The organism is Brasilonema angustatum, assembly GCF_059505445.1.
The window spans coordinates 1-24460 of the sequence record NZ_JCACKO010000057.1 but is presented as its reverse complement, the minus strand read 5'-3'; the positions used below and the strand labels follow the sequence as shown (position 1 = coordinate 24460).

General features: G+C 42.4%; 24 protein-coding genes and 1 tRNA gene. 17 read left to right on the top strand and 8 right to left on the bottom strand.

Going from position 1 to position 24460, the window contains the following annotated elements; genetic code table 11:
• Positions 1–22 precede the first annotated feature (22 nt).
• Positions 23–1057 (bottom strand): alpha/beta hydrolase, encoded by a 1035-nt coding sequence (locus AC5JM2_RS12315; RefSeq protein WP_495835163.1) that lies wholly within the window; start codon positions 1055–1057, stop codon positions 23–25.
• Between the two features lie 277 nt (positions 1058–1334).
• On the opposite strand from AC5JM2_RS12315, the gene AC5JM2_RS12310 reads away from it, so the two are divergent.
• Together AC5JM2_RS12310 and AC5JM2_RS12305 are read left to right on the top strand one after the other, a co-directional pair.
• Positions 1335–1892: a type III secretion system chaperone family protein gene (locus AC5JM2_RS12310; protein ID WP_495835162.1), complete on the top strand. Its 558-nt coding sequence runs from the start codon at positions 1335–1337 to the stop codon at positions 1890–1892.
• Positions 1893–1967: 75 nt separating this feature from the next.
• Positions 1968–2612 carry a DUF3318 domain-containing protein gene (locus tag AC5JM2_RS12305; RefSeq protein ID WP_495835161.1) on the top strand — a complete coding sequence of 215 codons (645 nt, stop codon included), beginning with the start codon at positions 1968–1970 and terminating at the stop codon, positions 2610–2612.
• A 141-nt stretch (positions 2613–2753) separates the two neighbouring features.
• Here AC5JM2_RS12305 and AC5JM2_RS12300 read toward each other — a convergent pair whose 3' ends face one another.
• Together AC5JM2_RS12300 and AC5JM2_RS12295 are read right to left on the bottom strand one after the other, a co-directional pair.
• Complete coding sequence (locus AC5JM2_RS12300; RefSeq protein WP_495835160.1) at positions 2754–4295, bottom strand: esterase-like activity of phytase family protein; 1542 nt, start codon at positions 4293–4295, stop codon at positions 2754–2756.
• A 206-nt stretch (positions 4296–4501) separates the two neighbouring features.
• The gene (locus AC5JM2_RS12295; protein ID WP_495835159.1) at positions 4502–5299 is read right to left on the bottom strand and encodes a 7-carboxy-7-deazaguanine synthase QueE; all 798 of its coding nucleotides are present in this window, start codon (positions 5297–5299) and stop codon (positions 4502–4504) included.
• A gap of 312 nt (positions 5300–5611) precedes the next feature.
• On the opposite strand from AC5JM2_RS12295, the gene AC5JM2_RS12290 reads away from it, so the two are divergent.
• The 7 genes from AC5JM2_RS12290 (at position 5612) to AC5JM2_RS12260 (ending at position 12134) form a co-directional block, all read left to right on the top strand.
• A complete protein-coding gene (locus AC5JM2_RS12290; RefSeq protein WP_495835158.1) occupies positions 5612–6631 on the top strand; it encodes an exopolysaccharide biosynthesis polyprenyl glycosylphosphotransferase in 1020 nt (339 codons plus the stop codon).
• 1269 nt (positions 6632–7900) lie between these two features.
• Entirely contained in the window at positions 7901–9202 is a 1302-nt protein-coding gene (locus AC5JM2_RS12285) for a WcaI family glycosyltransferase (RefSeq protein WP_495835157.1), read from the top strand.
• 83 nt (positions 9203–9285) lie between these two features.
• Positions 9286–9882, top strand: a complete 597-nt coding sequence (yqeK, locus tag AC5JM2_RS12280; RefSeq protein ID WP_495835156.1) for a bis(5'-nucleosyl)-tetraphosphatase (symmetrical) YqeK — start codon at positions 9286–9288, stop codon at positions 9880–9882.
• A 115-nt stretch (positions 9883–9997) separates the two neighbouring features.
• Complete coding sequence (rsfS, locus tag AC5JM2_RS12275; protein WP_495835155.1) at positions 9998–10459, top strand: ribosome silencing factor; 462 nt, start codon at positions 9998–10000, stop codon at positions 10457–10459.
• On the top strand, positions 10456–10956 hold the full coding sequence (locus tag AC5JM2_RS12270) for a CGLD27 family protein (protein ID WP_495835154.1): 501 nt from the start codon (positions 10456–10458) through the stop codon (positions 10954–10956). The genes rsfS and AC5JM2_RS12270 overlap by 4 nt, the downstream gene beginning before the upstream one ends.
• Positions 10957–11054: 98 nt before the next feature.
• Positions 11055–12008 carry an asparaginase gene (locus tag AC5JM2_RS12265; RefSeq protein WP_495835153.1) on the top strand — a complete coding sequence of 318 codons (954 nt, stop codon included), beginning with the start codon at positions 11055–11057 and terminating at the stop codon, positions 12006–12008.
• A gap of 49 nt (positions 12009–12057) precedes the next feature.
• A tRNA-Met gene (locus AC5JM2_RS12260) sits at positions 12058–12134 on the top strand.
• Positions 12135–12325: 191 nt separating this feature from the next.
• On the opposite strand, the gene AC5JM2_RS12255 is transcribed toward AC5JM2_RS12260, so the two are convergent.
• Positions 12326–13537: an RNA-guided endonuclease InsQ/TnpB family protein gene (locus tag AC5JM2_RS12255; RefSeq protein WP_495835152.1), complete on the bottom strand. Its 1212-nt coding sequence runs from the start codon at positions 13535–13537 to the stop codon at positions 12326–12328.
• Between the two features lie 63 nt (positions 13538–13600).
• Here AC5JM2_RS12255 and AC5JM2_RS12250 point away from each other — a divergent pair, with 63 nt between their 5' ends.
• Together AC5JM2_RS12250 and AC5JM2_RS12245 are read left to right on the top strand one after the other, a co-directional pair.
• Positions 13601–13774: a hypothetical protein gene (locus AC5JM2_RS12250; RefSeq protein WP_495835151.1), complete on the top strand. Its 174-nt coding sequence runs from the start codon at positions 13601–13603 to the stop codon at positions 13772–13774.
• Positions 13775–13819: 45 nt separating this feature from the next.
• Positions 13820–14182, top strand: coding sequence for a pyridoxamine 5'-phosphate oxidase family protein (locus AC5JM2_RS12245; protein WP_495835174.1), 363 nt, complete (start codon positions 13820–13822; stop codon positions 14180–14182).
• A gap of 367 nt (positions 14183–14549) precedes the next feature.
• On the opposite strand, the gene glnA is transcribed toward AC5JM2_RS12245, so the two are convergent.
• Together glnA and AC5JM2_RS12235 are read right to left on the bottom strand one after the other, a co-directional pair.
• Complete coding sequence (gene glnA / locus AC5JM2_RS12240) at positions 14550–15965, bottom strand: type I glutamate--ammonia ligase (protein ID WP_495835150.1); 1416 nt, start codon at positions 15963–15965, stop codon at positions 14550–14552.
• A 2-nt stretch (positions 15966–15967) separates the two neighbouring features.
• Positions 15968–16108, bottom strand: coding sequence for a hypothetical protein (locus AC5JM2_RS12235; protein WP_495835149.1), 141 nt, complete (start codon positions 16106–16108; stop codon positions 15968–15970).
• A 214-nt stretch (positions 16109–16322) separates the two neighbouring features.
• Between AC5JM2_RS12235 and apcB the strand changes: the two genes are divergently transcribed.
• From apcB to AC5JM2_RS12220, 3 genes are all read left to right on the top strand, one after another.
• On the top strand, positions 16323–16832 hold the full coding sequence (gene apcB, locus AC5JM2_RS12230; protein ID WP_495835148.1) for an allophycocyanin subunit beta: 510 nt from the start codon (positions 16323–16325) through the stop codon (positions 16830–16832).
• A 245-nt stretch (positions 16833–17077) separates the two neighbouring features.
• Entirely contained in the window at positions 17078–17503 is a 426-nt protein-coding gene (locus AC5JM2_RS12225) for a DUF29 family protein (RefSeq protein ID WP_495835173.1), read from the top strand.
• Between the two features lie 10 nt (positions 17504–17513).
• The gene (locus AC5JM2_RS12220) at positions 17514–18329 is read left to right on the top strand and encodes a TlyA family RNA methyltransferase (RefSeq protein ID WP_495835147.1); all 816 of its coding nucleotides are present in this window, start codon (positions 17514–17516) and stop codon (positions 18327–18329) included.
• A 116-nt stretch (positions 18330–18445) separates the two neighbouring features.
• Here the strand turns inward: AC5JM2_RS12220 and AC5JM2_RS12215 are convergent, their stop codons facing one another.
• Positions 18446–19798, bottom strand: a complete 1353-nt coding sequence (locus AC5JM2_RS12215) for a GTP-binding protein (protein ID WP_495835146.1) — start codon at positions 19796–19798, stop codon at positions 18446–18448.
• Positions 19799–20589: 791 nt separating this feature from the next.
• On the opposite strand from AC5JM2_RS12215, the gene AC5JM2_RS12210 reads away from it, so the two are divergent.
• The 3 genes from AC5JM2_RS12210 (at position 20590) to AC5JM2_RS12200 (ending at position 22874) form a co-directional block, all read left to right on the top strand.
• Positions 20590–21606 (top strand): bestrophin family protein, encoded by a 1017-nt coding sequence (locus AC5JM2_RS12210; protein WP_495835145.1) that lies wholly within the window; start codon positions 20590–20592, stop codon positions 21604–21606.
• A 712-nt stretch (positions 21607–22318) separates the two neighbouring features.
• Complete coding sequence (locus AC5JM2_RS12205) at positions 22319–22621, top strand: hypothetical protein (RefSeq protein WP_495835144.1); 303 nt, start codon at positions 22319–22321, stop codon at positions 22619–22621.
• Positions 22554–22874, top strand: a complete 321-nt coding sequence (locus AC5JM2_RS12200; protein WP_495835143.1) for a hypothetical protein — start codon at positions 22554–22556, stop codon at positions 22872–22874. Before AC5JM2_RS12205 ends, AC5JM2_RS12200 begins: the two co-directional genes overlap by 68 nt.
• Before the next feature lie 125 nt (positions 22875–22999).
• Here AC5JM2_RS12200 and psbC read toward each other — a convergent pair whose 3' ends face one another.
• Positions 23000–24391, bottom strand: a complete 1392-nt coding sequence (psbC, locus tag AC5JM2_RS12195; RefSeq protein WP_495835172.1) for a photosystem II reaction center protein CP43 — start codon at positions 24389–24391, stop codon at positions 23000–23002.
• Positions 24392–24460: the final 69 nt, after the last annotated feature.

The following is a 24460-nucleotide window of genomic DNA, read 5'->3' as shown; positions in this document are numbered from 1 at the left end:
GAACATTTGACAAGACTTATTTTCAAGAACAGACTGATTTTTTCTCTTTTGAATAATCAATAATTATTTTTTTATCCATCACTGCCAACAAAACCGATAAATCTGGGGAAATTCTTTCTGTTAAGTTTAGCTGTTGAGTCGCAATCTCAAAAGTGTTTCCTTGCAGTATTTGATAACCAATTTCCATAACTTCAGACCAAGTCACCTCACTTTCAAGATAAGCTTTAGCCATAGTCATGAGTAGATCTTGATATTGATTTCCCTCAGTTTTTGTCATCATTGTGTGGGGAACTTCAAATATTTTATCAAAGCTGTAATACCAAGATTTTGGCTGTTGTTCAATTGTCGCTTTAGAAAAACATTGCAATTCACAGTGATTGATAGCTGGGTCGTTTTCACTATAAATAATAAACATCGGCACTGCTAAATTCGTTTTGACTCTATCAATAATTTCTTGACCCATTTCTAAAAAAATCCGCAGTGCTGGAATGCGGAAGCCTTCATAGCCAAAATTACCTGTATTATCTTTATTCAGCCATTCATAATAAATTGGGAGAACTTCCACAACAAAATTTATAATCGCATTATTACCACTTATGTAAGGAGCAAATAGCAAAGCTTTTTCAATTGATTGGGGATGTTCTAAAGCTAACCAAGCTGCTAAATTTCCACCAGTGGATATTCCACCGACTATCACTTGCTGTCCTAAATTTTGTGCCACCTTCAACCAATAAAGTGCAAACTCTTGATAAATTTCGCGTTCCATTGGTAGAGGAGGGGGATTGTCTCCATTCCAATCTCCAGCGACTCCATGACCTGGTTGTAAGGGTACTAAAACATTGTAACCAGCGTCAAATAGTTTTTTTCCTATTGCTTCAAACTGGTAGGGACCAGCAGTAAATCCGTGGAAAAAAAGGCAAACTTTTGAAGTTGGATGGGGATGGAGAAAAATTTTTGAGCGGCAAGCATCATTTCTTATTGGTAGAGTTTCCTCTACTGATTTTACTTCTTGAAAGATGCCTGCTTTTGTTGTGCAATAGTCAGATATATTTGACATGTTTTATACAGATTGAAGTTGTTATTTTTTTAGGAAAAACTCCACTTCATTTGAATATGCTACCAGACCGATAACTTTTCAAACAGAAACTAAATCATCTATGGTAACGCTGGAAAGTCATCAATTGGTGTCTTAAAAGTCACTTTTCTTACTTTTTTATTATACGTGGAGAACACAAGGCGAGAAAAAAGAAGGTAGCAATGGTATTCTATGCTCTTACCTCTAGCAGGTTAAACTAGGTCTGATAACAGCCACTCTGTAAACATATGAGGCATTTATGGCAGCTGATCTGCAACAGATTGCTTATTATTTAGACAACCTTGGTTGGGACTACCGTATCGACGAAGAAGAAGACCGTATTATCACAGGTGTAGAAAGTGATAATGTTGAAGATTTCCTGATTGTTGTCCAGCTGGACGAAGAGGGAAAATTTTTCCGCTTATTTGCGCCCCAAGTGTTATCAGGGGTGAGCGATCACCCTCACAAAGTAGCTATTCTTCAAACAATGCTGTATATTTCCTGGGAAACCAAAATGCTGCAATGGGAGTATGACCCATCAGATGGGGAAATCCGTGCGATAATTGAGTTTCCCCTGGAAGACTCGATTCTGACAGAAAAACAATTTAACCGTTGTTTACATGGGTTAGTTCAGCTTGTTGATTCTGTGGCGATACCCCGTCTGATGACAGTGATGGAAACGGGTCATGACCCGGGTAATGTAGAACTTGGTGAGAGACTTCTACTCAGCATTCAAGAACAAGCTCCTGGATTACTTGATCTCTTAGAAAAGGCGATGGAAGCTCGTAAAAGAAGGGGAAGTTTTCCTGGCGAATGAGCCGAATCGCCAGTGAAATCGCTATACTCCAAAGTGATACCCTCAATATACTGAAGTTTTCTAGGGCTGGATATTATGACATCCTATGTAACCTCCTCTGCCAAAGCAGAAATGAGTGAACTACGGCGGTTAAAGGGCTTACTACCACCGGAATTGCAAAGCTGGGTCACAGTTGAAGGTACGACTGAGGTTAATCCACCGATGATCCGCTGCGAGGAAATTGGCAAAGACCAAGTAGAAGTTCAAATCGACTTGGCAAAATGGGATTCACTGGCGATGGATCAGCGCAATTTACTATTCTGGCACGAAGTAGCTCGCATTCAAAATGATACTATTCCCAAAGATGGTTGGGAAATGGCGGCGTTGGCGATTGGTTTAGGCGGCGCTGTCGGTGAGTTGTGGGTACAGGATGGATTGTTGCTAGTATTAGCTTTGGGTTTGTGCGGAGTTTCCGGCTGGCGACTTTATCAAAAGAATAGTGGCGAAAAGCAATTCAAAGAATTAGTTGATGCAGACGAGAAAGCGATCGCCTTAGCAACTCGCTTCGGTTACACTCTCCCTAATGCCTACAAAAGTCTGGGTAGCGCCTTGAAAACCCTTATTGACACCACACCCAGCAAACGCCAGCGTTCTAGATACGAAGCACGGCTGTCTGCCCTTAAGCGTAGTGCCAATAAGGCAAAATCAAAATCTAGGAATATCGATGAGGGCGAAATCTAACAGTTATCAGTTATCAGTTACCAGTTATCAGTTTGAAGAAGAATTCAGCAATTCTGAATTCAGTATTCAGAAGGAAGAAATAAAGAATTCCGACTTCTGACTCCTTCACTGTTAACTGTTCACTGTTAACTGTTCACTGATTTAAGTATGACTCCGCCGTCTGAGCCATAAACCGCTAAAACCCAGTAACATAAGCCCAGTAGTTGTTGTCGCTTCTGGCACTTTTTGTGGTGGGACAAATTTGCCCAGTTCAGCAGAACTGACTTTAAACGAGTAAAGGAACCCAGGAATTAACTTTTGACCATTTGGGCAGCCACTGTCAATCGGTCTCTTGCTATAGCTGGTACCATTGGCATTAGTACAAATGTCAAACTGGGTGGTGGAATTGTCGTCTTGGGTGACACTAAAATCATTGTCCGTCCCAATCAGCAGCGCATAAGAACCATCATTGAGTCGCGGACCAATTGCCAGACCTTCCATCTTTTCTGCTATCTTTGTCCAATCACCTGGATTGTCAGGACTCAAAGTTGCAGCAATATCCAAAAATAAAGATTTACTAACTGGGTTGACACCTGTAGGTAATGTATTGGTGTTTGCCAAACTGATTGTGCTGACATTGGTTACATTTGTTAAATCAATTTTGTACACTCGCTTGGTGGCTACAGGTGGTGGAGTTGCGGTTGAGTCCGCCACTAATCCATTCACTGCGTCCACTCCAAACCCGCGATTATCTCTTTCTAAGACTAGGAATTCCTTATCATTGAGCGCAGTAATAGAACTGATACCAATGTTACGCCCTTGGGAATTTGCCCCAAAATCATCTTTTGTTCCAGGAATGCGAGAGTTAATGTCTGCCAAACTCTCAAGCTGATAGATGTACTGGGCTGTACTCTTGCCAGTTGCTGTGTCAAATTCTACTAATCGTAAATTGCGACTACGTCGTCCGTCTGGTGAACCATCGCTAGAACCTTCGTTCACCAAGGAATCTTGTAGCATAGCATAAAGTTTGCTACCATCTGAGCTGAGAGTTAACCCTTCAAATCCTCGATTATCTTGGCGTCCATTGGTAATAGTTGGACGACCATCGACATAATTGAGCTTGCCATTCGCTTCTTTAGGAATTAAATTTTCTGGGATGGTAAATGCTCGTAAGAATGAACCATCAGGTTTGAATTCATACACAGATGGACCATACTCATCAGACACATAAAAATGACCATTAGGAGCAACAGTAAATCCTTCTGGGTCAAAACTCAAACCAAGAGTCCCAGCATTGCCATTCAGCAATGTGGGGTTTAATCCGTTAAATTTTTGACCATCTTTTGTGAACAAAATTGTTTCTAGTACTTGAAAATTCCCAATTGTGCCTGTATTGGGATTCACATCTAAAGAAAACTTCTGTACTCGTGTATTGTATGAGATTTTGCCACCACCAGGACCGCGATCGCTTAATGCATAGTACACATTGTTGAAGCGATCGTAGTAGAGATCCGAAAAATATCCCAAACGATTGACATTGGCGCTGTTGCCACTATATGGGTATAAATCTGTACTTTCACCGCTGATGGAGAGGGTATTGTTCAAGGAAATACCATATGCCGATTTTATGTATCCTGTAAAACTTACAGCGGACACAATTAACGAGCAGCTTAACAGGGAAAACAAATGCTTTGCTTGAATCATCTGTAAGATAAAAAGAATTACGAATGACTTTTTTCAGCATCTGACTCCCGTATTAAGAACAGATTAACTCTCTAGAAATGTCATTTTTTTACATCCAAACTTTATACTATTGGGTTTTTGCTTGATCATATCTTCACAAAGGTTAGTAGTTAAGTTGGACAATTAATAACTAACTACTAACGCGTTTAGATTTGTACTCTCAAAAGTTAAAGTTGATTCAGCATTTTATGGGTTTGAGGAACGACACGTACACACTTGAGAAAACGCTTCATTAAAGCTTGCCAATTTAAGACTTGACTGGGAGAGGGAGCAACCACTGGTAGTTGTTTGAACGCACTAGGATCATCTAATGGCGTGACAGATTGTAAAAATACAGGGATAGATGGATTGACTGATGCTACTAATTGGGCAGAGCGTTCTAACTCACTTGGATTTGTTGTTTGAGAAACAATGATTTTAACAAAAACTTCTACTTGTGATGTCCAACACATCTGAAGAAATTCTGCATGTTCTCGCCAACGATTTTCGCCACTTGTACTAGGCATTTTGAAATCCATTCCCACAGAGTCTATTAGTGGTAGTATACTATTCAGTAGTTCTGGGCGATGTCCACCTGTTTCCAAGTATACAGGTAAATTTGTCACTGAGCGTACTTGGGGTAAAAATTCTACCAAAAATGGGGTGTGTAAAAGTGGTTCGCCACCCGTTAAGGTAATGGTATCGTGTAGACAAGGCAAGTTTTGTCGCTCAACCCATTCTAGTAACATGGGTAGTGAAACAGGATTCGAGTAAATTTCAAAGTCACGTAATCCAGGGGTTTGCTCTATCCTACAAGTAGCGGGTGCATTCCAAGTATGTGCGCTATCGCAAAAGTGACAACGCAAGTCACAAAGAGCAAAACGAATGAAAATTTGACGTGTTCCCACATTCAGTCCTTCCCCTTGTATGGCGGAAAAGACCTCTATCAGGCGTGCGGTAGGTGTAACAGTAGTCTTAAGGGTCATGTGATGATAGCAATAGGTATGTGCTAGGTTGGCACAAAAGCAAGAATGTTTTTCACGAAAGAAGTATGAAGCATTAAGTAAAAAGTATGAAGATACGGCAAAAGTGAGAAACAGAAAGTAGGAAATGAAGAATAAAATATGAAATACTTTATTTCTTACCCTTTATTCTTTCTTGACATACTTCATCCTTTACACTTCAAACTTTAAGTTAGCTTCTTGTTCTATTGTGAATCGTCCCTGATGATATCCAATCTCAACTGAAGTAACTATCAATTCGCTTGGACTAAATAGTGTTTGGCACATTATATTGACATGGCAACGAAAGTGCAGGGTTTCATGACGACTAGCCAACCCAAAGAGGTAAATTTTCCGGTGACGTTCTCAAATGACACGGCAATTGTGCAGGTACCAGTGCGGTTGAGCGTGCTTGAGGCTGTAGCCTTTAAGCAAACCTGCCAAGAGATTACTCTAGCAAATCCCGATACTAGACAAATTATCATTGACTTTCACCAAACTACTTTTATGGATAGTAGTGGTTTAGGTGCCTTGGTCAGTAATTTGAAAATTGCTCATGAAAAAAATATCGAATTTATACTACGGAATGTTACCCCTCAGGTTATGTCAGTACTTAACCTGACAGGACTGGACAAAGTCTTTTCTATTGAGTCTCAAGGGCAAACATCATCAAAAAGCCAATTAGAAGAACTACCAACGACACATCCTTCTGTTCGTTCTTGGATGAAACGGTTTATTGACATAGTTGGATCACTAGTTGGTTTGGTGATTGTAGGAGTTTTATTTATCCCTATTGCTGTGGCTATTCGACTCGATAGTCCCGGTCCAATTTTCTTTAGTCAAACTCGTTGTGGTTGGATGGGCAAACGCTTTCTGATTTGGAAATTCCGCTCAATGTATATTGACGCAGAAGCGAAAAAAGCCGAATTAGAAAAGCAGAACCAGGTTCAAGGAGCATTTTTCAAAATAGACAACGATCCACGAATAACCAAGATTGGAGGCTTTTTGCGTCGAACCAGCCTAGATGAACTACCCCAATTTTGGAATGTTTTCAAAGGAGAGATGAGTTTAGTCGGTACCAGACCACCTACACCAGATGAAGTAGAGCGCTATGAAGTTCCAGAGTGGCAACGTTTGGATGTCAAACCAGGAATGACCGGAGAATGGCAGGTAAATGGACGGTCTAGTATCCGTAAATTTGAAGACGTCATTCGTTTAGATTTACAGTATCAAAAAAACTGGAACTTAATCTACGATTTGAAGTTAATTTTTAAAACGGTAGCCATCTTATTTAAGAAAAATAGTGGCGCTGTTTAAATCTATTTTTACAGGTCTAAAGCAACGATTAGCTCGACAAAATCCATTTTGTCGAGCTAAGAGTGTTCAAAGCTGTTCTATAAGGAAATAAGCACAGGGCAAATGCATCTAAAATTTTTCTGGATGAATATTGACGAAAATAGATTTTTATGAGAATAACACTGATGCAACTAGCAGATTAAGTGATAAAGCTATTCAAGGATGCCGATAACTAAAGAAGGGCATATGGCATATCTGGGTTTTAAGGCACTTTCCAGGAAATAAAATACCAGCCTCATAACTCCGAGTACCCGACTACGCCCACAGATCAACAAACAAAGGCTGGTATTTTATTTTTAAGGATCCCCCTAAGAGCAGCGATCGCGCAGATCAACAGACGCATAAAGGTGTATCACAAAACACGCCCCTAAACGATCACTGCTCTTAAAACTTTACTAAAAAGGCAGGTGATTACTCTGGCTAGCCCTACATTTTTCCCTTGACTTAACCGGACAACCTATTGCCTATGGCTTGCGCCACGGCTATCGCCTAACGGCAACGCTACGCTAAGGGTAAAGAAGACGGGTTTACTGGTCAATAAGTAAGAGTAATTGAGAAAAAGCCGCCTTTTTTGCCTCTCCTAAAGTTCTGTACGGGCTTCATGAGTACACACGAGTCAAGGTTTCACCCAACCCCCTAATCCCCAACGCCAGTTGCCACAACGGGAGGCAGCTGCGTGGGCGGCAAAGCCGTTTCATCGAATGACTGAAAAATCTGCCTTAGGGTGGACCGCAAAAATAAAATACCAGCCGTCAGACCTAGATCCCTCGACACCAACCCGTTACCGTTAAACACGGCTGGTATTTTATTTCCAGGCAAATGCCTTAGCGCAGATTTTTCGCTTGTTTTACCCAACCCCCACAAAATCTAAACATTCAATGTTTCATGTCCTGGCACTTGTGTCAGATTTTTTTTGTCAGAAATTTCTTGAACTTATACGTAAATCATATTTATCTTTGAGCATAAGATAAGTAATTATAATTACGTAGCTACTTAAGTGAATTTAATGATATAGATAATTTATATAGCAATCCTTCAGGCAAAAAAATACTAACGCAACTCTTACAAACTAGCATCAAATTTTACTCAATCTTCAAGAAATAAAGGCTAACATTGGTAGCGTCTGAAGGGAAAATGCATATATAAACTCACACAAGTGCGGAATAAGGTTAACAACAAATGTTGTCATAGAAAAGACTCCGGGGTTCTTCAGACTCAAACTAATTTACTATGCGTATTTTGATTTACTCTTACAACTATTCTCCAGAACCAATTGGTATTGCTCCCCTGATGACTGAATTAGCAGAGGGATTGGTTAAGCGCGGACATCAAGTACGCGTAGTGACTGCTATGCCGAATTACCCTGAGCGTCAGATATACGAGAATTATCGGGGCAAGTGGTTTGTGACTGAGTACAAGAATGGGGTTCAAATCCAACGGAGTTATGTTTGGATTCGTCCGCAGCCCAACTTAATAGACCGACTATTGCTAGATGCAAGCTTCGTGCTTACAAGTTTTTTCCCAGCGATCGCAGGTTGGCGTCCAGATGTCATTCTCTCAACCTCACCATCGTTACCTGTTTGCTTACCAACTGCCCTTTTAGGATGGTTGTTCAGATGTCCTGTAGTCTTAAATCTTCAAGATATATTGCCAGACGCTGCATTACACGTTGGATTGTTGAAGAACAAATGGCTTATTAAAGCGTTAACAGCATTAGAAAAATTCGCTTACCACAGTGCAACTAAAATTAGTGTGATTGCTGACGGTTTTGTAGAAAATTTACAAAAAAAAGGTGTAGCACTTGGCAAAATTGCACAAATTCCCAACTGGGTCGATATCAATTTTGTCCGACCTCTGCCAAAAGAAAATAACGCTTTTAGAGTAGCTCATAACCTAGATGGTAAATTTGTGGTGCTATACTCTGGCAACATTGCCCTCACTCAAGGTTTAGAAACCGTTGTCAAAGCGGCTTCTTTGTTACGCCATATTCCAAATATAACCTTTGTGATTGTAGGGGAAGCAAAAGGTTTGCAGCGGTTACAAATGGCTTGCACCGAATCCGGTGCTGATAATGTTTTGCTACTACCTTTTCAACCTCGCGAAAGTTTACCAGAATTGTTGGCAGCGGCTGATGTGGGTTTGGTGGTCCAAAAGAAGAATGTTATATCTTTTAACATGCCATCGAAAATCCAAATATTGCTCGGCAGTGGTCGGGCAGTGGTAGGATCAGTGCCTAGTAATGGCACAGCAGCAAGAGCTATTAAACAAAGTGCTGGTGGAGTGGTTGTTCCTCCAGAAAAACCTGAAGCTTTAGCAGAGGCGATTTTAGATTTGTACAACAACCCAGAAAAAGTGAAAACTTTGGCGTGTAATAGTCGCAAATTTGCAGTTGAGCAGTATGCTTTTGAACAAGCATTAACTCGCTACGAGTCTTTGTTCTACTCAGTGCTCGCTGAAGATTCAACAATTGAGCCACTTGTCAATTCCTTTGCCCAAAAACATCTCCTCCTCAGACCAAAGGAATCTAGATAGTAAAACTTCGTTAGAATAAAGTTATATATTCATCACTCAACTCTATTACAGCAACAAGCCTCCATTGTCAGAGGATTGCCTTTATGCGCGAAAAAGTCTTAACCTGGTTAACACAGAATGTTCCAACTCCCAGAGTGAACCACATTCTCAGAGTTGAGCAAATGGCAATGGATCTCGCAGTTCATTACAAAGTGGATCGAGAAAAAGCTGCACACGCTGGGTTAATGCACGATTTAGCAAAATGTTTTAAACCACAGAAACTTTTGCACATGGCACACAAAGAAGGATTGGAAGTAGACGAAGTGATGGCAGCAAATCCCCATTTGTTGCATGCAGACGTAAGCGCGATCGTCGCAAGAGAGACATTCGGCGTAGACGATGAAGAAGTGTTAAAAGCTATTGCCAATCACACTTTAGGTAGACCAGGCATGAGTTCGCTTTGCTCTATCGTGTTTTTGGCTGATAGCATAGAGCCAGGACGAGGCGATACCCCACAATTGCAATCATTAAGGGAACTTAGCCGTCAAAATATTCATCAGGCTGTGGCTTTGACTTGTGACTATACTCTCAAATTATTGCTTGAGAGTTATTGTTTGGTTCATCCGCGAGTCATCCTCACGCGTAACTGGTTCTTACAAAAGTGGAAAGCCAAACAGCCGATTGTACAAAAAACCGTATAGATGCCTGTTTTTTTTGTTAGTATTCAAAAAAACAAACTCTCACAGTTGCAATTCAATTGTAGTTCGCGAGTCATTGTAAAAAATTGTTAAAAAAAAAGAGAGCAGCTGAGGTTTAATGTCTGATTATTTCCCAAGCAACTTCCCAAGACAATCGATCGCAGTGACAAATAATCTGGTAGGAAGCCCACTTGTTGATGCCAACGATGTAAGTGGAAAGATCGCATTGAAGGTCGCCGAAGCGGCATCTGACCGCAAAGCAGGTGATATATTACTGCTAAAGGTATCAGATGTGTGTTACCTGGCAGATTACTTTGTGGTGGTGACGGGCTATTCGAGAGTACAGGTGAGAGCGATCGCCGAGGCAATTGAAGAAAAAATTAAACAAGAATTGCAAAGGCGTCCTCTGCGAGTAGAAGGAAAATCTGAGGCTTCCTGGGTGGCGCAAGACTATGGAGAAGTCATTGTTCATATCATGTTGCCAAAAGAACGGGAGTTTTATAATCTAGAAGCGTTTTGGGGACATGCAGAACGTATCGAGTTTTCAACTTCCGTAGATGGTGAGGGTCAACCAACATGATAAAATCTTCGGTCTCAAATTGCCCAGTTCCCTCTGAACAGCAACCACTCAATGAGTACGAAGAGTTAAAATCCTCCTGGCTGTTTCGTGACTGTACCTTAAATTTGCGCCAGTATATCACAAAAATAGCGTGGATTTGGGGAATATCGTGGTTGGTGGCATTCCCAGTCGCAGCAGCAAGCTTTGCGCCACATAAGCAGAGTGCACAGTTTATTATCAGTAGTATAGCAGGATCAAGTGTGGGAGTCGTGCTGGTAGTAGTACGGCTCTATTTGGGCTGGTCTTATATCCGCGATCGCCTGATGAGTCCAATCATCTTTTACGAAGAGTCAGGATGGTATGACGGTCAAACTTGGATGAAACCACAGGAAGTGCTGACACGCGATCGCCTGATTGTTTCATACTCTATAAAACCAATTATAAGTCGGTTACAAATGACCTTTGCTGGCTTGGCTGTATTGTTCGTTGCTGGTACGATAGTTTGGCACCTAGTGTAATCGTCATGAGTCATGAGTCATGAAGTAATTTGTTATTTGCAAAAGACTTAAGACAAAAGACTAAGGACAAAGGACAAAATTATGGTAAATTTCTACCCATGACAATGGGAAAACGAACACAAGCCGCCGCATTAGAAGTCAGGTTACTGCGTGAAGGCATTATAGAATCAAAGCATATCGTCCAAGCCGTCGTCTGTGATGATCGAGGACGAGTACTATCCGTTGCTGGAAACGCTGAAACTGCCACATTTGTCCGTTCGGCGCTCAAACCCTTTCAGGCGATCGCAGTAACCAGCACAGGGACTTTAGAACGCTATAACCTAAGCGATAAAGACCTAGCGATTATGACAAGTTCCCATAAAGGAACAATAGAGCAAGTCAGACAGGCATTTAATATACTTTGGCGATCTGATGTAGACCCCTCAGCACTCCAATGTCCAATTCCAGAAGGTAAGTACAGTCGTTTGGAATACAATTGCTCTGGCAAACACGCAGGTATGCTAGCCGTTTGTCAACAATGTAATTGGTCATTAAATAACTACCTGCAGCGAAAACACCCAGTGCAGCAGTTGATTCTCACCAAAGTATCAGAATTGCTGCGAATGCCAGCAGAGGAATTCATCTGTGCTCATGATGACTGTGGCGCACCTACGTATTTGATGCAACTCGCTCAAATGGCGTCGTTGTATGCTCAGCTTGCTTCTCGTAGTACTTTGGACATGGAGCGTATTGTGCGTGCTATGACGCATCACTCTGTGATGGTGGCAGGAGAGGGAGAATTAGATACCGAACTGATGCGTTTAGCCCTTGGAGATCTCGTCAGCAAAGCTGGTGCTGAAGGAGTACAGTGCATTGCCAGATTGGGTGAGGGCATGGGATTGGCAATTAAAGTCATGGACGGAGCAAAGCGAGCAAAGCATGCTGTTGCCATTCATCTACTTAAGCAGTTGGGCTGGATTACTCCCAGCGTTGCGGAAGCCCTGTCAGAAAAGTTCATGAACCTCGGTAAATACAAGCGTTTAGAAGTTATTGGAGAATTATCAATTTTATAGTTGCCAAATTTCTAACTTTGCTGTTATACTGAGGAAGACGAAGAGACGACGCGGGATAGAGCAGCCTGGTAGCTCGTCGGGCTCATAACCCGAAGGTCAGTGGTTCAAATCCACTTCCCGCCACCAAATAAAAGATAAAGCAAATCCCTACAACTATAAAAAGTTGTGGGGATTTGCTTTTGATAAACCAAATGCAACCTCAACTCACCGTTCCGTAACGTACTCCTTCATATCACATAGCCATTTGCCAAAATCCCGTCAGTATGACCAACGATTGTATTGACCGCTTGCATAAACCTACTCATATCTAGTCAAGCCTAGGCAGATGTGGTCAAATGCATTCGTAGTGGATCAACCACTACAGGGATAAACGGCAATCCCTCTATTCCCTTCATAAAGTCGGGAATTACTTTTCGTCCAATATTCAAGCTTCCATTGACATCAGCGTTGATGAATCTGCCAGTACCAGACCGATATAAACCACGCTTAATCCGTTTGCCAGAGAAGCGAGGCGTGGCTTCTCTATACTTGGGCAACGCATCACCATCTAAAGCACTCGCCTTGCTGGTGTACGCTTCCTCAGTCGTCATCACCTTGATTCCAACCAAAGCACCTTTGTACTCAAGCATTTGGATAAGTCGAGTATGAGGTACTGCGGTGAATTGCTGGTTATTGGATTTACCAATATTGATATCTTGCTTCCAGCGATCATTCTTGCCAACAATCAAGCGACTGATACCCGACGCCAAGCACCAATCAATGACACGTCTAGAAGCAGTATGGAGGTAGTTGGAAACACGGTTATTGCGCTTATGTACCAAGTCTAAAACTTGTCTATGGGCTTGTTGGGATTGAGCTTGAGCTTTGCGCTTATTAAATAATTGGTTTATAGATTTTAACGGTTTGCCATTCACAACCAAAGGTTTAACGCCTGGATTGTTAGATGTAGCAGTCATCAAATTGCTTAAACCGACGTCAAGAGCTGCACTGTAACCTTGTGTCTGTTGTACTAACTCTTTCGAGTAAATAATCTCAATTACATAGCAAGTTTTTTGAGGTACAATTCTTACCTGGTCAACGTTTGAAGTTTTTGTAGGTAGCTTAATACTACATTGTGATAGCACTACAAAACCTTTTCTAAGTCCTGGTATTGACACACTCTCGTCGGGATAAATAACAATGTTTCTACCATCTGTTTTGTGTTTGTACCCTGGTAGTCTTGGTTTACCTAAAAACCCAGCTATGTCTTTTCTCCAAGCCTTCATTGCAGCCATAAACCCAGTCCATGCCTGACAAAGTACTTTGCAAATCTGCTTTGACACCTTAGTAGGCAACGCTTTATAAGCTTGGTGGTTCTTTATTAGATGGTAGAGAGTTGGTAATGTGTGGTACTTGCCAGAGTCAAAGAAGTATTGACGTTGAATGTAGTTAGCAGCATTGTATAAGTCTTTAGATTTGAATGCTAGTTGGTCGCACTCTTTCCACAGACGGTGATTGCGATTGATCACGTGTTTTTCTACAAGTTGCATTGAAACGAGCGCTGTCAATGTTTGCTATTTTATCTAGTATACTCGACCATAAAAGCGCTAACAATGCCTAGAATCAAATTTCAGCCAAAAAATCAAGTGGCTTATGATAAAGTCCCTGTCCAATTCAAAGTTTTGCCAGGAGTCAGAGAACAACTTAAAGCCGTCCCTGACTGGCAAGAACGGCTTAGAGATTTTGTTGACCGATTGATTGTTGAAAATCTACCAAAAAATGACTAGTAATGAGTAGAGATGGGTAGGGATTAAGTTACAGTTCCTTACCCCATTTTAGAGATAGTTAGTTCACGCCAACGAGCTTTATCCTTAAATGACGTTTGTACCTCCGTGTGCTCTCTTGCAACTGTAGCAGTTGAGAATTCTCCAAGAACGCGAGTCATGAACCTGAATGGAATCTCTGGGCGTTCGTTTGAACTTCATTGCAGTGAGCAAAGTGGTAAATGGCAAGAACTCCTACATAATCCCGCTTATGAACTTTTACTTTGGTGGCCTAGTGTAGCACGACAGTATAGAATTCGGGGAGAGTTAGAGATGATGCCGAAATCTCTAGTAGAACAAAGCTGGTTGCGTGCGCCCTACTTATTCAAACTCCTTGACCGTTTTAACCAAGAGTATCAGCCACTTGGTTAAAAGCTGCAAAGCCAACAAATGCTACTCTCATCTATAAATAATCTCAAAACCAAATATCCAAACGAGCAAGAAGTTCCACCTCCACAGCACTTGAGAGGCTTTTACTGCAAAGCTGACTGGATCGAAGCTCTTTACATTGATAATTTTCGTATTCACGAAAGGCATTGCTATTCGTACACCGAGAATTCTTGGCATCATGAGTTATATCGTGTCCCATAGCATTAAGGTTGCTTGGGGAATAAATCAAGAAAAAAGCCACCCATCTTGTGAGGGTGGCTCAGCTTATGTGATTTCTGCGCTCAAATAGCGCTAAAAGACCGTTTACACCCTTGGCTTAAGCCGAAGAGTGCGTTCTGGAAGTCAGGAATTAAACATCGTAATAGAGGGCAAATTCGTAGGGATGAGGACGTAACCGCATGGGGTTAACTTCATTATCTAACTTGTAAGAAATCCAAGTTTGAAGGAAGTCTTCGGTGAACACGCCTGATTCTGTTAAGAAAGCGTGGTCTTTCTCCAGTGCTTCCAATGCTAGTTCCAAAGAACCCGGAGTTGAAGGAACTTTCGCTAGTTCTTCAGGAGAAAGTTCATAAATATTCTTATCCAGAGGTTCACCTGGGTCGATTTTGTTCTTAATCCCATCTATCCCAGCGCACAGCATTGCAGCAAATGCCAGGTAGGGGTTAGAAGTCGCATCAGGACAACGGAACTCTAAACGCTTGGCTTTGGGGTTAGTACCAGACAAAGGAATGCGGATAGAAGCAGAACGGTTACCTTGGGAGTAAGCCAAATTTACGGGTGCTTCATAACCGGGTACCAAGCGCTTGTAAGAGTTGGTTGTGGGGTTAGTAAGTGCCAACAATGCTGGTGCATGCTTGAGGATACCGCCAATGTAGTGCAATGCCATTTCGCTCAAGCCAGCGTATTTATCTCCAGCAAACAGCGGTTGACCATCTTTCCAAATGGACTGGTGAGTGTGCATTCCAGAACCGTTATCGCCAAAAATTGGCTTAGGCATAAAGGTGACGGTCTTGCCATACTTCTTGGCTACGTTCTTGATGACATATTTATAAGTCATCAGCCAGTCCGCGGCTTCAATCATCTTACCAAAGCGGAAGCCCAATTCGCACTGTCCACCAGTGGCAACTTCGTGGTGCTGCTTTTCAATTGGTACTCCGCACTTTGCCATTGTCAGCAGCATTTCTGTACGGATATCTTGGAAAGTATCTGTAGGGGGAACTGGGAAGTAACCCTGTTTGAAGGGAGGTTTGTAACCCAGGTTAGGACCTTCTTCTCTGCCAGAATTCCAACGACCTTCAACTGAGTCTACGTAGTAGTAGCCTTGGTGCGCGGTTTGGTCGAAGCGGACATCATCAAAAATGAAAAACTCGGCTTCCGGACCAAAGAACGCTGTATCACCAAGACCAGTGGAAACTAAGTAATCTATTGCTTTCTGGGCAATAACACGAGGACAACGGCTGTACCACTCACCTGTCCGTGGTTCCTTAATGCTACAAATGATGCTCAGAGTTGGTTCTTGCATGAAAGGGTCGATCCAGGCAGTGTTTGGATCGAGTACCATCGACATGTCTGATTCATTGATGGTTTTCCAACCCCGGATACTAGAACCGTCGAAAGGTACGCCCTCTGTAAAAGAACTCTCATCGATTTGGTTGTGATAAACCGTCAAATGCTGCCAAATTCCTGGGGTATCGATGAATTTCAGATCAATCATCTGAATGTTATTGTCCTGAATCTGTTTCAGGACTTCTTGTGGGGTTGTCATGGTTACTCCTTAATCTGCCGATTTTCTAATAGTAAGACTAGAGTGTTCAAAGCATGTTGACCCCGCTTGTAAATCCACATCCATGAGCCACCTGCAATATCGTAGAGATTTAAATTTGGATGATTTTGTATCTTTTGTAACATAACATGAAGTTAAAAGATTATATTTAACCTTTCCTTAACTAGTTTCACAAAAGTAGACAGTTGATCTCGCAGGGGTCAACTTTGGCATAGAATCCATAATTAGCGCTATAGATTGTTTTTGTGCTGAGGCTTTTTTTACAAGAAGCATAAAAGCTTGCTAAAAGCAGTCAAATTAATATCAAACCATAGAAAGGATTAATTAGGAGAAAAAGAAATGCGGGATGCAGTAACTGGCTTAATTAAGAATTATGACGTTGCAGGTCGGTATTTCGATCGGAATGCCATTGACAGCCTCAAGTCCTACTTTGAAAGCGGAACGGCACGTGTACAAGCAGCAGCGGCTATCAATTCAAATGCGGCGATAATTGTCAAGCAGGCTGGTTCTCGACTATTTGATGAACTGCCAGAGTTGATTCGCCCAGGTGGAAATGCCTACACCACTCGTCGTTATGCGGCTTGTCTGCGCGATATGGACTACTACCTACGCTATGCTAGCTATGCTCTTGTTGCTGGCAGTATGGATGTCCTAGATGAACGGGTGCTGCAAGGGCTACGGGAAACTTACAATTCTTTGGGAGTGCCAATTGGTCCAACAGTTCGTGGTATCCAGATTATGAAGGAGATTGCGAAAGAGCAAGCGGCTGGAGCAGGTGTGACAGATACTTCCTTTATCGATGAGCCATTTGACTACATGACTGAAGAGTTTAGCGAAACAGATGTTTAACAGTTATCAGTTATCAGTTGCTTGATAACTGTTCACTGTTAACCCTTCGGGTTCGCCAGATGCCTCTGTCGGGAAACCCTCCTGCAGCACTGGACTCACTGTTCATTGATTGAAATTGCTCTGTCAGTTTTAAAATCAGGCGAGTTTCCCTGAGGTAACTCGCTTTTTTCTAACTTCGCGATGCATACCGCACTAAAGCTGAAAATTCGCCACAATAGAAAGTGCCAACGATTGAGGCGCTGGTTATGGAAGAATTACTAGAGTTAAAAGATTTGTTGCTCAAAGGTGATGTACCAGGAGCGTTGGTCATCGTTGAAGAATTAGAAGAGATGAGCCGTAACGATATAATCAAGACAATTCGTAGCTACGCCATAATTCTGCTATTACATCTGATTAAACAGCAAGCCGAAAATCGCACAACTCGCTCTTGGGATGTCTCTATTCGTAATTCAGTTCGGGAAATTCAGAGAGAGAATAAGCGTCGTAAAGCTGGGGGTTATTACTTATCTTCAGAAGAATTGGTGGAAACCCTACAAGAAGCGTACTTAAATGCTATCGATGAGGCAACCCTCGAAGTAGAAGAGGGACGTTATCAACCAGAAGAATTAGAACAACTGGTTGATCGAGAAAAAATTATAAATAGTGCTTTAAATTTAATAACACCACAGTAGATAAAGATAATTGGTAAAAAAACGACTCGACACTCTATTAGTAGAACTCAATTTAAGTTCGTCTCGCGCCTTAGCACAACGCTTTATCCAAGCGGGAGAAGTCACGGTTGATGGTCAGATAATTGACAAGCCAGGTACGGAAGTTGATATTGCGGCTCAAATTCAAATTAAAGAGCGATCGCGCTTTGTTTCCCGAGGAGGAGAAAAGTTAGCCAAAGCAATTGATGTGTTTGCAATTCCTGTGGAAGGGCGTATTTGTTTTGATGGTGGTATCTCCACAGGTGGCTTCAGTGATTGTTTGCTGCAAGCTGGGGCAAAGCTGGTTTATGGGGTTGACGTTGGTTATGGACAAGTTGACTGGCGTTTACGAAATGATTCTCGCGTGATTTTGAAGGAACGCACCAATTTACGGTATTTGACGCCAAAAGAGTTGTATGGTGACGCTGAACTGGCTGATTTGGCGGTGGTGGATGTGTCGTTTATTTCCTTAACCAAGATTTTGCCTGCTTTATGGCAGCTGCTGCAATCTCCTCGGGAGGCTGTATTGTTAGTGAAACCCCAATTTGAAGTGGGAAAAAACCGCGTTGGTAAAAAAGGGGTTGTGCGTGATTCTAAAGACCAAGCCGAGGCAATTTTTCAGGTGTTGCAAGCGGCTGGTGAATTAGGATCGAAGTATAAAGGTTTGACTTGGTCACCTATTACTGGTCCTGCTGGAAATATCGAGTATCTATTGTGGTTGGGAATGGAGAGTGAAACCCCACCGCCTGATTTAGAAGTCCTGCAACAAATGACTCAATCTGCAGCATCTGAACTTCGAGACAAATAACCTCTTGGCGTTCTTGGTACGCCGGTTGCTACCCAACGGGTGCGCCGCCACGCCTTACGGTGAGTCCAGCGCTGGCTCCAAAATCTAAAATCTAAAATCTAAAATCCTAAATGGTATTACCCCAAAAATCCCCCTAACTCTTGCCGCAAACGATACAAAATCGTATTTGGTTCCACTTCAGCTAAGATTTCTTTAATAACTGTACTCGCTCCCAATTGTCCCCAAGAACAGCCTTTTTCTAGATAGACTTGTGCCGCTTTTCCCACAGTATATGCTCCGTAGCCTGCGATACCAGCTTGTGTGGCTGCAGTTCCCGCATAAGCAGTGATATTTATTGGGTTTTCTCCAGAAGCAATTGCAGCTGTACTCTTACCCAAACCTAACAGGAAACTGCTGCCTAGTTCTCCTAACAGTAAGCCACCAGAACTTAATAAAATCGTTTTTAAAAAATTCCCTGCTTCGTACCCAGTCATTGGTAAGCCGTACAAGCGTGCTAGTGAGCGAATCAAAGCTAAATCGGCAACTGTTCCGCCGAGAATATCTAACAAGGGGATGGGATTTAGCCCTACTGCCAAAGCTTTGTATTTGGTAAATTGCCAAATCAGGTCTTCTGCTTGTTGTTGGCGAAAGTCGATGGTTTTTTGGGCGATCGCCTCTTGTGCATCTCGTGCTTGAATGAGTGCGTTTAAAGCCAGGAGCGATCGCCCTTCACGATTGAGAATTTTAAGAATTGTTTCTTTTAATTCGTCTATTTGTGGTGGTGGAGTCTCCCATTCATGTGCGACTTTACCATCAGACCATTCAACCCGCACTTCCATTGGTGCAGGTTCCGCCGCCACCATGACAATTTCATCAGGTTTTAAGGGTTTTCCTTGGGGATTTCCTGCACCCAAGTGTTGTAAATTATTGTAAATTGTTGTTTTGTCTGTATCTGGGTAAAGGTCTATCTTGTTGAACACTAAAATTAAAGGTTTTTGTGCCTGACGCAATTCACACAGCATCTGATACTCAGTGCGAGTGATATCACCAGATACGACAAAAAGAATTAAATCTGCCTGAAGCACGACTTCTCGTGCCATTTGTGCCCGAGATTCACCCTCAATTTCATCTAAGCCTGGTGTATCAATTAACTCCACCTGCACCTTACCACCAGGATTCCAGCGTACAGAACGGGGGTACTGAGTCACACCGTTAAGAGGACCAGTTTGTAAAATCTTTTGTCCTAGTAAAGCATTCAACACCGCTGACTTACCACGACTCACCAAACCAAAAACAGCAATACGAACCAGGTTATAGTCTAGTTTGTTAAGTGTTGAGGTCAAAAGCTCCAATTCTGGTTTGACCAAACCTGCTAATTGTGAGTTTGATGACGACTGTCCCGGTTTGCGAAGATTTCCATACCAAGACAGCGCAAGGCTTAGACTAGCACGCGCACGGTTTAAGTGAGTTTCTTGCAGGTTCTTTGACACTGGATTAGGTTGAGTCTAGACTATACCAATTTTATCTTTTGCGAAAAGTTTGAGCCGAGGTTTCCTCCGTTCGCGCAGCGTCTCCAGAGGAGACTCAAAGCTTTTCAAGACGGATTTTGGATTAGAAAAATCAAGCTAACAGCCGACTCTTAATCGCAAAATACGGTTATCGCTAGGTTTAATGACAGTAGCTTCTAATCATCCGTAGGTAGGAGTGCAATCTATTGCTACAAGCTAAGTCGAGAATTAAATATACCAAAATTCCACTAAGTCTCGTACTGGGTTTTTAGCGGCTAAATTGAGTATTTATCAAATTATTCAGGAGTTTCCAAAAGTTGATTCAGACCGCAAATAGTTGGTTGTTTGCATTATAGCTGCGATTGGTCTGATTTGGAGACTGTTAGATTTTCAGTCTCGGGTTTTTTGCGATCTGTTTTTGCGATCTGTGTGTCTTCTTAATTTAACCAGAAAGATATAACGTAAGAGTGACGACTAAATAAGTTTTTTTGAAGATGATGTGTGTGGCGGCGATATTACTTGATCATCAGGCAAAATCATACATCAAAATGTATGTAAATAGACACTAATTAACCCAAGTTGCTAGTTATCAAAAAACGCCTGAATTGAAGTGACATGTCTTAAAAAAGAGTATTTAGTAATACTAGAAAGGGAGTTTTAGTATGATATGACTTATATACCGTTTATAGGGACTAACTAGCAACTTATGTTAATTAATATTTTGCCCTCATTTTATTGTCATTTTCTATATTCAATTATTGGAGCTTTCAAAGATGAGCCGTTTCAATCCTACTAAAATACCAAAATTTTTGAAACATTTTATCACAAACGCAGATAATTCCTTATCAGGAAAGTATCATCTATACAAGGGCAAAAAACTAAATTTTTTTCAGGTCATTATCCGATTAGAAAGATCAGTTATTCCAACCATTCTTCCTTGGGTCATCTGTATTGGCTTGTATGGTTTTGTGATATCATTATTCTTTGATTATTTTAAATTATTCGTTGGATTAAGAAATCAGAGTGGTGTCCTTACCAATGCTATCTTTGCTTTCAATATTGGCTTTACTTTACTATTGGTTTTCCGGACAAACACAGCGCATGAGCGGTTTTGGGAAGGTCGTAAACTGTGGGGTTCTTTAGTTAATGCAGTTCGTAACTTGGGTCAAGGAATTTACGTAACAGTTAAAGAGCAATCACCGAAAGATAAAGTTAAAAAAGAGGCAACAATTCGGTTACTAGTTGCTTTCGCTGTCGCGATGAAGTTACATCTAAGAGCAGAGCCTGTGGACGAGCAGTTAGCATCGTTAATGTCCGAAAAGCAGTATTTAAAACTTAAAGATACTCATCATCCTCCTTTACAAATTTCCTTATGGATTAGAGATTATTTGCAGTATCAGTACGAACGTAATTGTCTAGATATTTTTCAGTTGACTGCCTTACATAACTTGGTGAATGAGTTAGTAGATATTTTGGGTGGCTGTGAACGCATTTTAAAAACTCCAATGCCCTTGGTATATAGTATCGTACTCAAACAATTATTATTGGTTTTCTGTATAATATTGCCTCTTGAAATAGTTAGTGATTTACATTGGTGGACTGGTCTTGTTACGGCTTTTATCAGTTTCATTTTATTGAGTATTGAAGAAATTGGCTCGGAAATCGAAGAGCCTTTCGGGCACGATCCCAGTGATCTACCGTTAGATGTGATTTGCAACACGATGCAACGCAATATTGAAGAGTTAATTAGCCTCGCTCCTAGTAGTAATGAGTTTGATTGGCGAGTTTAAGACTATTTAGTTTGGGTTTCTAGAACGCATTTGAGATCTTTTTTAGGCGGAAACTAGTCTTTTAATCATCAGCCTAATAAACACTATGTATTAAGAAAACTGCTCTCTTTAGCACATTTACATTGAGAAACTTGACATAATCTTCACAATATCCTCACTTTGTACATCTATTATTTAGTATGTAAATCTCCTAGGAGTAAGGCAACACATCCTTAAACACCTCTAGTAGAAGCTTGTGTCGAATTAACACAGACAGCTTTTTGTTAATGCGTAAGTCCTAGGAGTCTAATTGAGATCACACCTTTGGGAATTGTGCCTTTTGAAGGCAAAACTTTTTGTTCAAAGGAGTTGTTCAAGTTAATGAGTATTCCGATTCAGGTTTCACCTGCAACGAACGATCTCACTCTGTCCATAGATCAAACGTTAGCCGAAGTGGTGAAAGTCACTATCCCGAAATTTGGGGTAGTGCCAAAAGTGGATGTCTATTTTCTCGCGGACACGACTGGTAGCATGAAACCAGCGATCGCCGCCGTCAAGAGTGGCATCGTGGATGTGATGACCAGAATCCAGGGGCTAGGGTCTGATGTCTGGTTCGGGGTTGGTGACTACAAAGACTTTCCGGCTCCGGTTACGGACGAACATCCCTACGCATTCAAGCACCAATGTAGCTTGAGTAGCCAATATTACCCAAGCCAAAGCGATAGATTCTTGGATGACCTCTCCCGGCCAGGACACTCCAGAAGCCCAATTCTATGGACTCGATCAGGTAGCCGAACCACCCGGTGGCAAGATCGGTTGGCGTGGTGATGCCAAGTATTGTTTGGTTTGGCGACGCCGCCGGTCACGACTCAGTCTGCAAGGCAATTTCCAACCTCTCCTACAACATCACCGAGGCATCGGTCACCGCCAAGCTAGTCGCCGAGAAGATCAAGGTGTTAGCACTGAGCATGAACACCAACTATCGTGCTCCAGCAGGACTCGACGACGAACCCAGAAACTCCTCCAACGCTTTTAGGTCTAAATGCGGAGAGCCAGGGGACACACCCGGACAAGGCACAAGAATCGCCAAGGCGACGGGTTGCAAACTTGTCCAAGGTGTCAGTGCAAATACGATTATCGAGATAATCACCACGGAATTGGCAGCACAGATTACAGTAATCGGGAACGTTAGTCTGGTAGCCAGCGGTGCCACGGCATCTTTTGTGCAAGCTTATCGCACCAGTCGCCGGATATGGTCCACTCAGCAGAGACCAAGACCATGTAATTAACAGGGAATGAAACAGCCCTGCCGCATGGCGGACTCTTGAATTCCGTCGAACTGCGTTAAAAAAAAGCCCCCACTTTGATACAGGAGCTTTTCAAGTAAGTGATTGTCAGTGATAAAACAAATCTGTTAGTCGAGTTCGTTCATGAACATCACTGGCTCAGTTTCGCGGTTAATTCCCTTCTCAAAACCACCAGCCGCTGCACGAGCACGACCAGCGTGCCACCAGTGACCGATGAGGAAGAAGAAAGCTAACACGAAGTGAGAAGTCGCCAACCAAGCACGGGGATTCACGTAGTTGAAGGAGTTAGGCTCCGTAATCACGCCACCCACAGAGTTAATTGAACCGTTGGGAGCATGGGTCATGTACTCAGATGCACGACGAATTTGCCAAGGCTGAACGTCGTTCTTTACTTTATCCAAGTCAAGACCATTGGGACCGCGCAGAGGCTCAAGCCAAGGACCACGGAAATCCCAGAAGCGCATGGTTTCACCACCGAAGATGATTTCACCACTAGGAGAGCGCATCAGATATTTACCTAGACCAGTAGGACCTTGAGCAGAAGCAACGTTAGCTCCCAGTTTTTGGTCACGCACTAAGAAGATGAAAGACTGAGCTTGAGATGCTTCAGCGTTTGTTGGTCCATAAAATTCACTGGGGTAGGCAGTGTTGTTGAACCAGACGAAGCAAGAAGCTATAAACGCCATCAGAGATACAGCTGCCAAACTGTAGGAGAGATAAGCCTCACCTGACCAGATTAAAGCACGACGTGCCCAAGCAAAAGGCTTGGTAAGGATGTGGAAAATACCACCAAAAATACAGATGAGAGCCACCCAAATGTGACCGCCGATGACATCTTCCATGTTATCGACGCCTACGAGCCAGCCTTCTCCGCCGAATGGAGAACTCACCAAATAACCGAAGATGACCGCTGGGTTTAGTGTTGGGTTGCTAATGACGCGAACATCACCACCGCCAGGTGCCCAAGTATCGTAGACACCGCCGAAGAACATTGCCTTCAGTACCAACAGTAAAGCACCAGATCCCAAAATGATCAGGTGGAAACCGATGATGGTGGTCATCTTGTTCTTATCTTTCCAGTCGTAACCAAAGAAAGAGGAATACTCTTCTAAGGTTTCTGGACCACGGATGGCGTGATAAATACCGCCAAAACCGAGTACAGCTGAGGAGATAAGGTGCAGTACACCGATCACAAAGTAGGGATAGGTGTTAATAATTTCACCACCAGGACCTACACCCCATCCCAAGGTAGCAAGGTGAGGTATCAGGATGCTGCCTTGCTCATATATGGGTTTTTCGGGAATGAAGTGAGCGACTTCAAACAAAGTCATCGCTCCAGCCCAAAATACAATTAAGCCAGCATGGGCAACGTGAGCACCCAGGAGTTTACCGGAGAGGTTAATGAGACGGGCATTACCAGCCCACCAAGCAAACCCGGTGGAATCTTGGTCACGACCACCACCGAAAGCGATTGATCTATTATTAGAGAGCGTTACCACGTGGTAGTACCTCTTCAGGGAATACAAATTTTTCGTGAGGTTGATCAGCAGGAGCCATCCAAGCGCGGA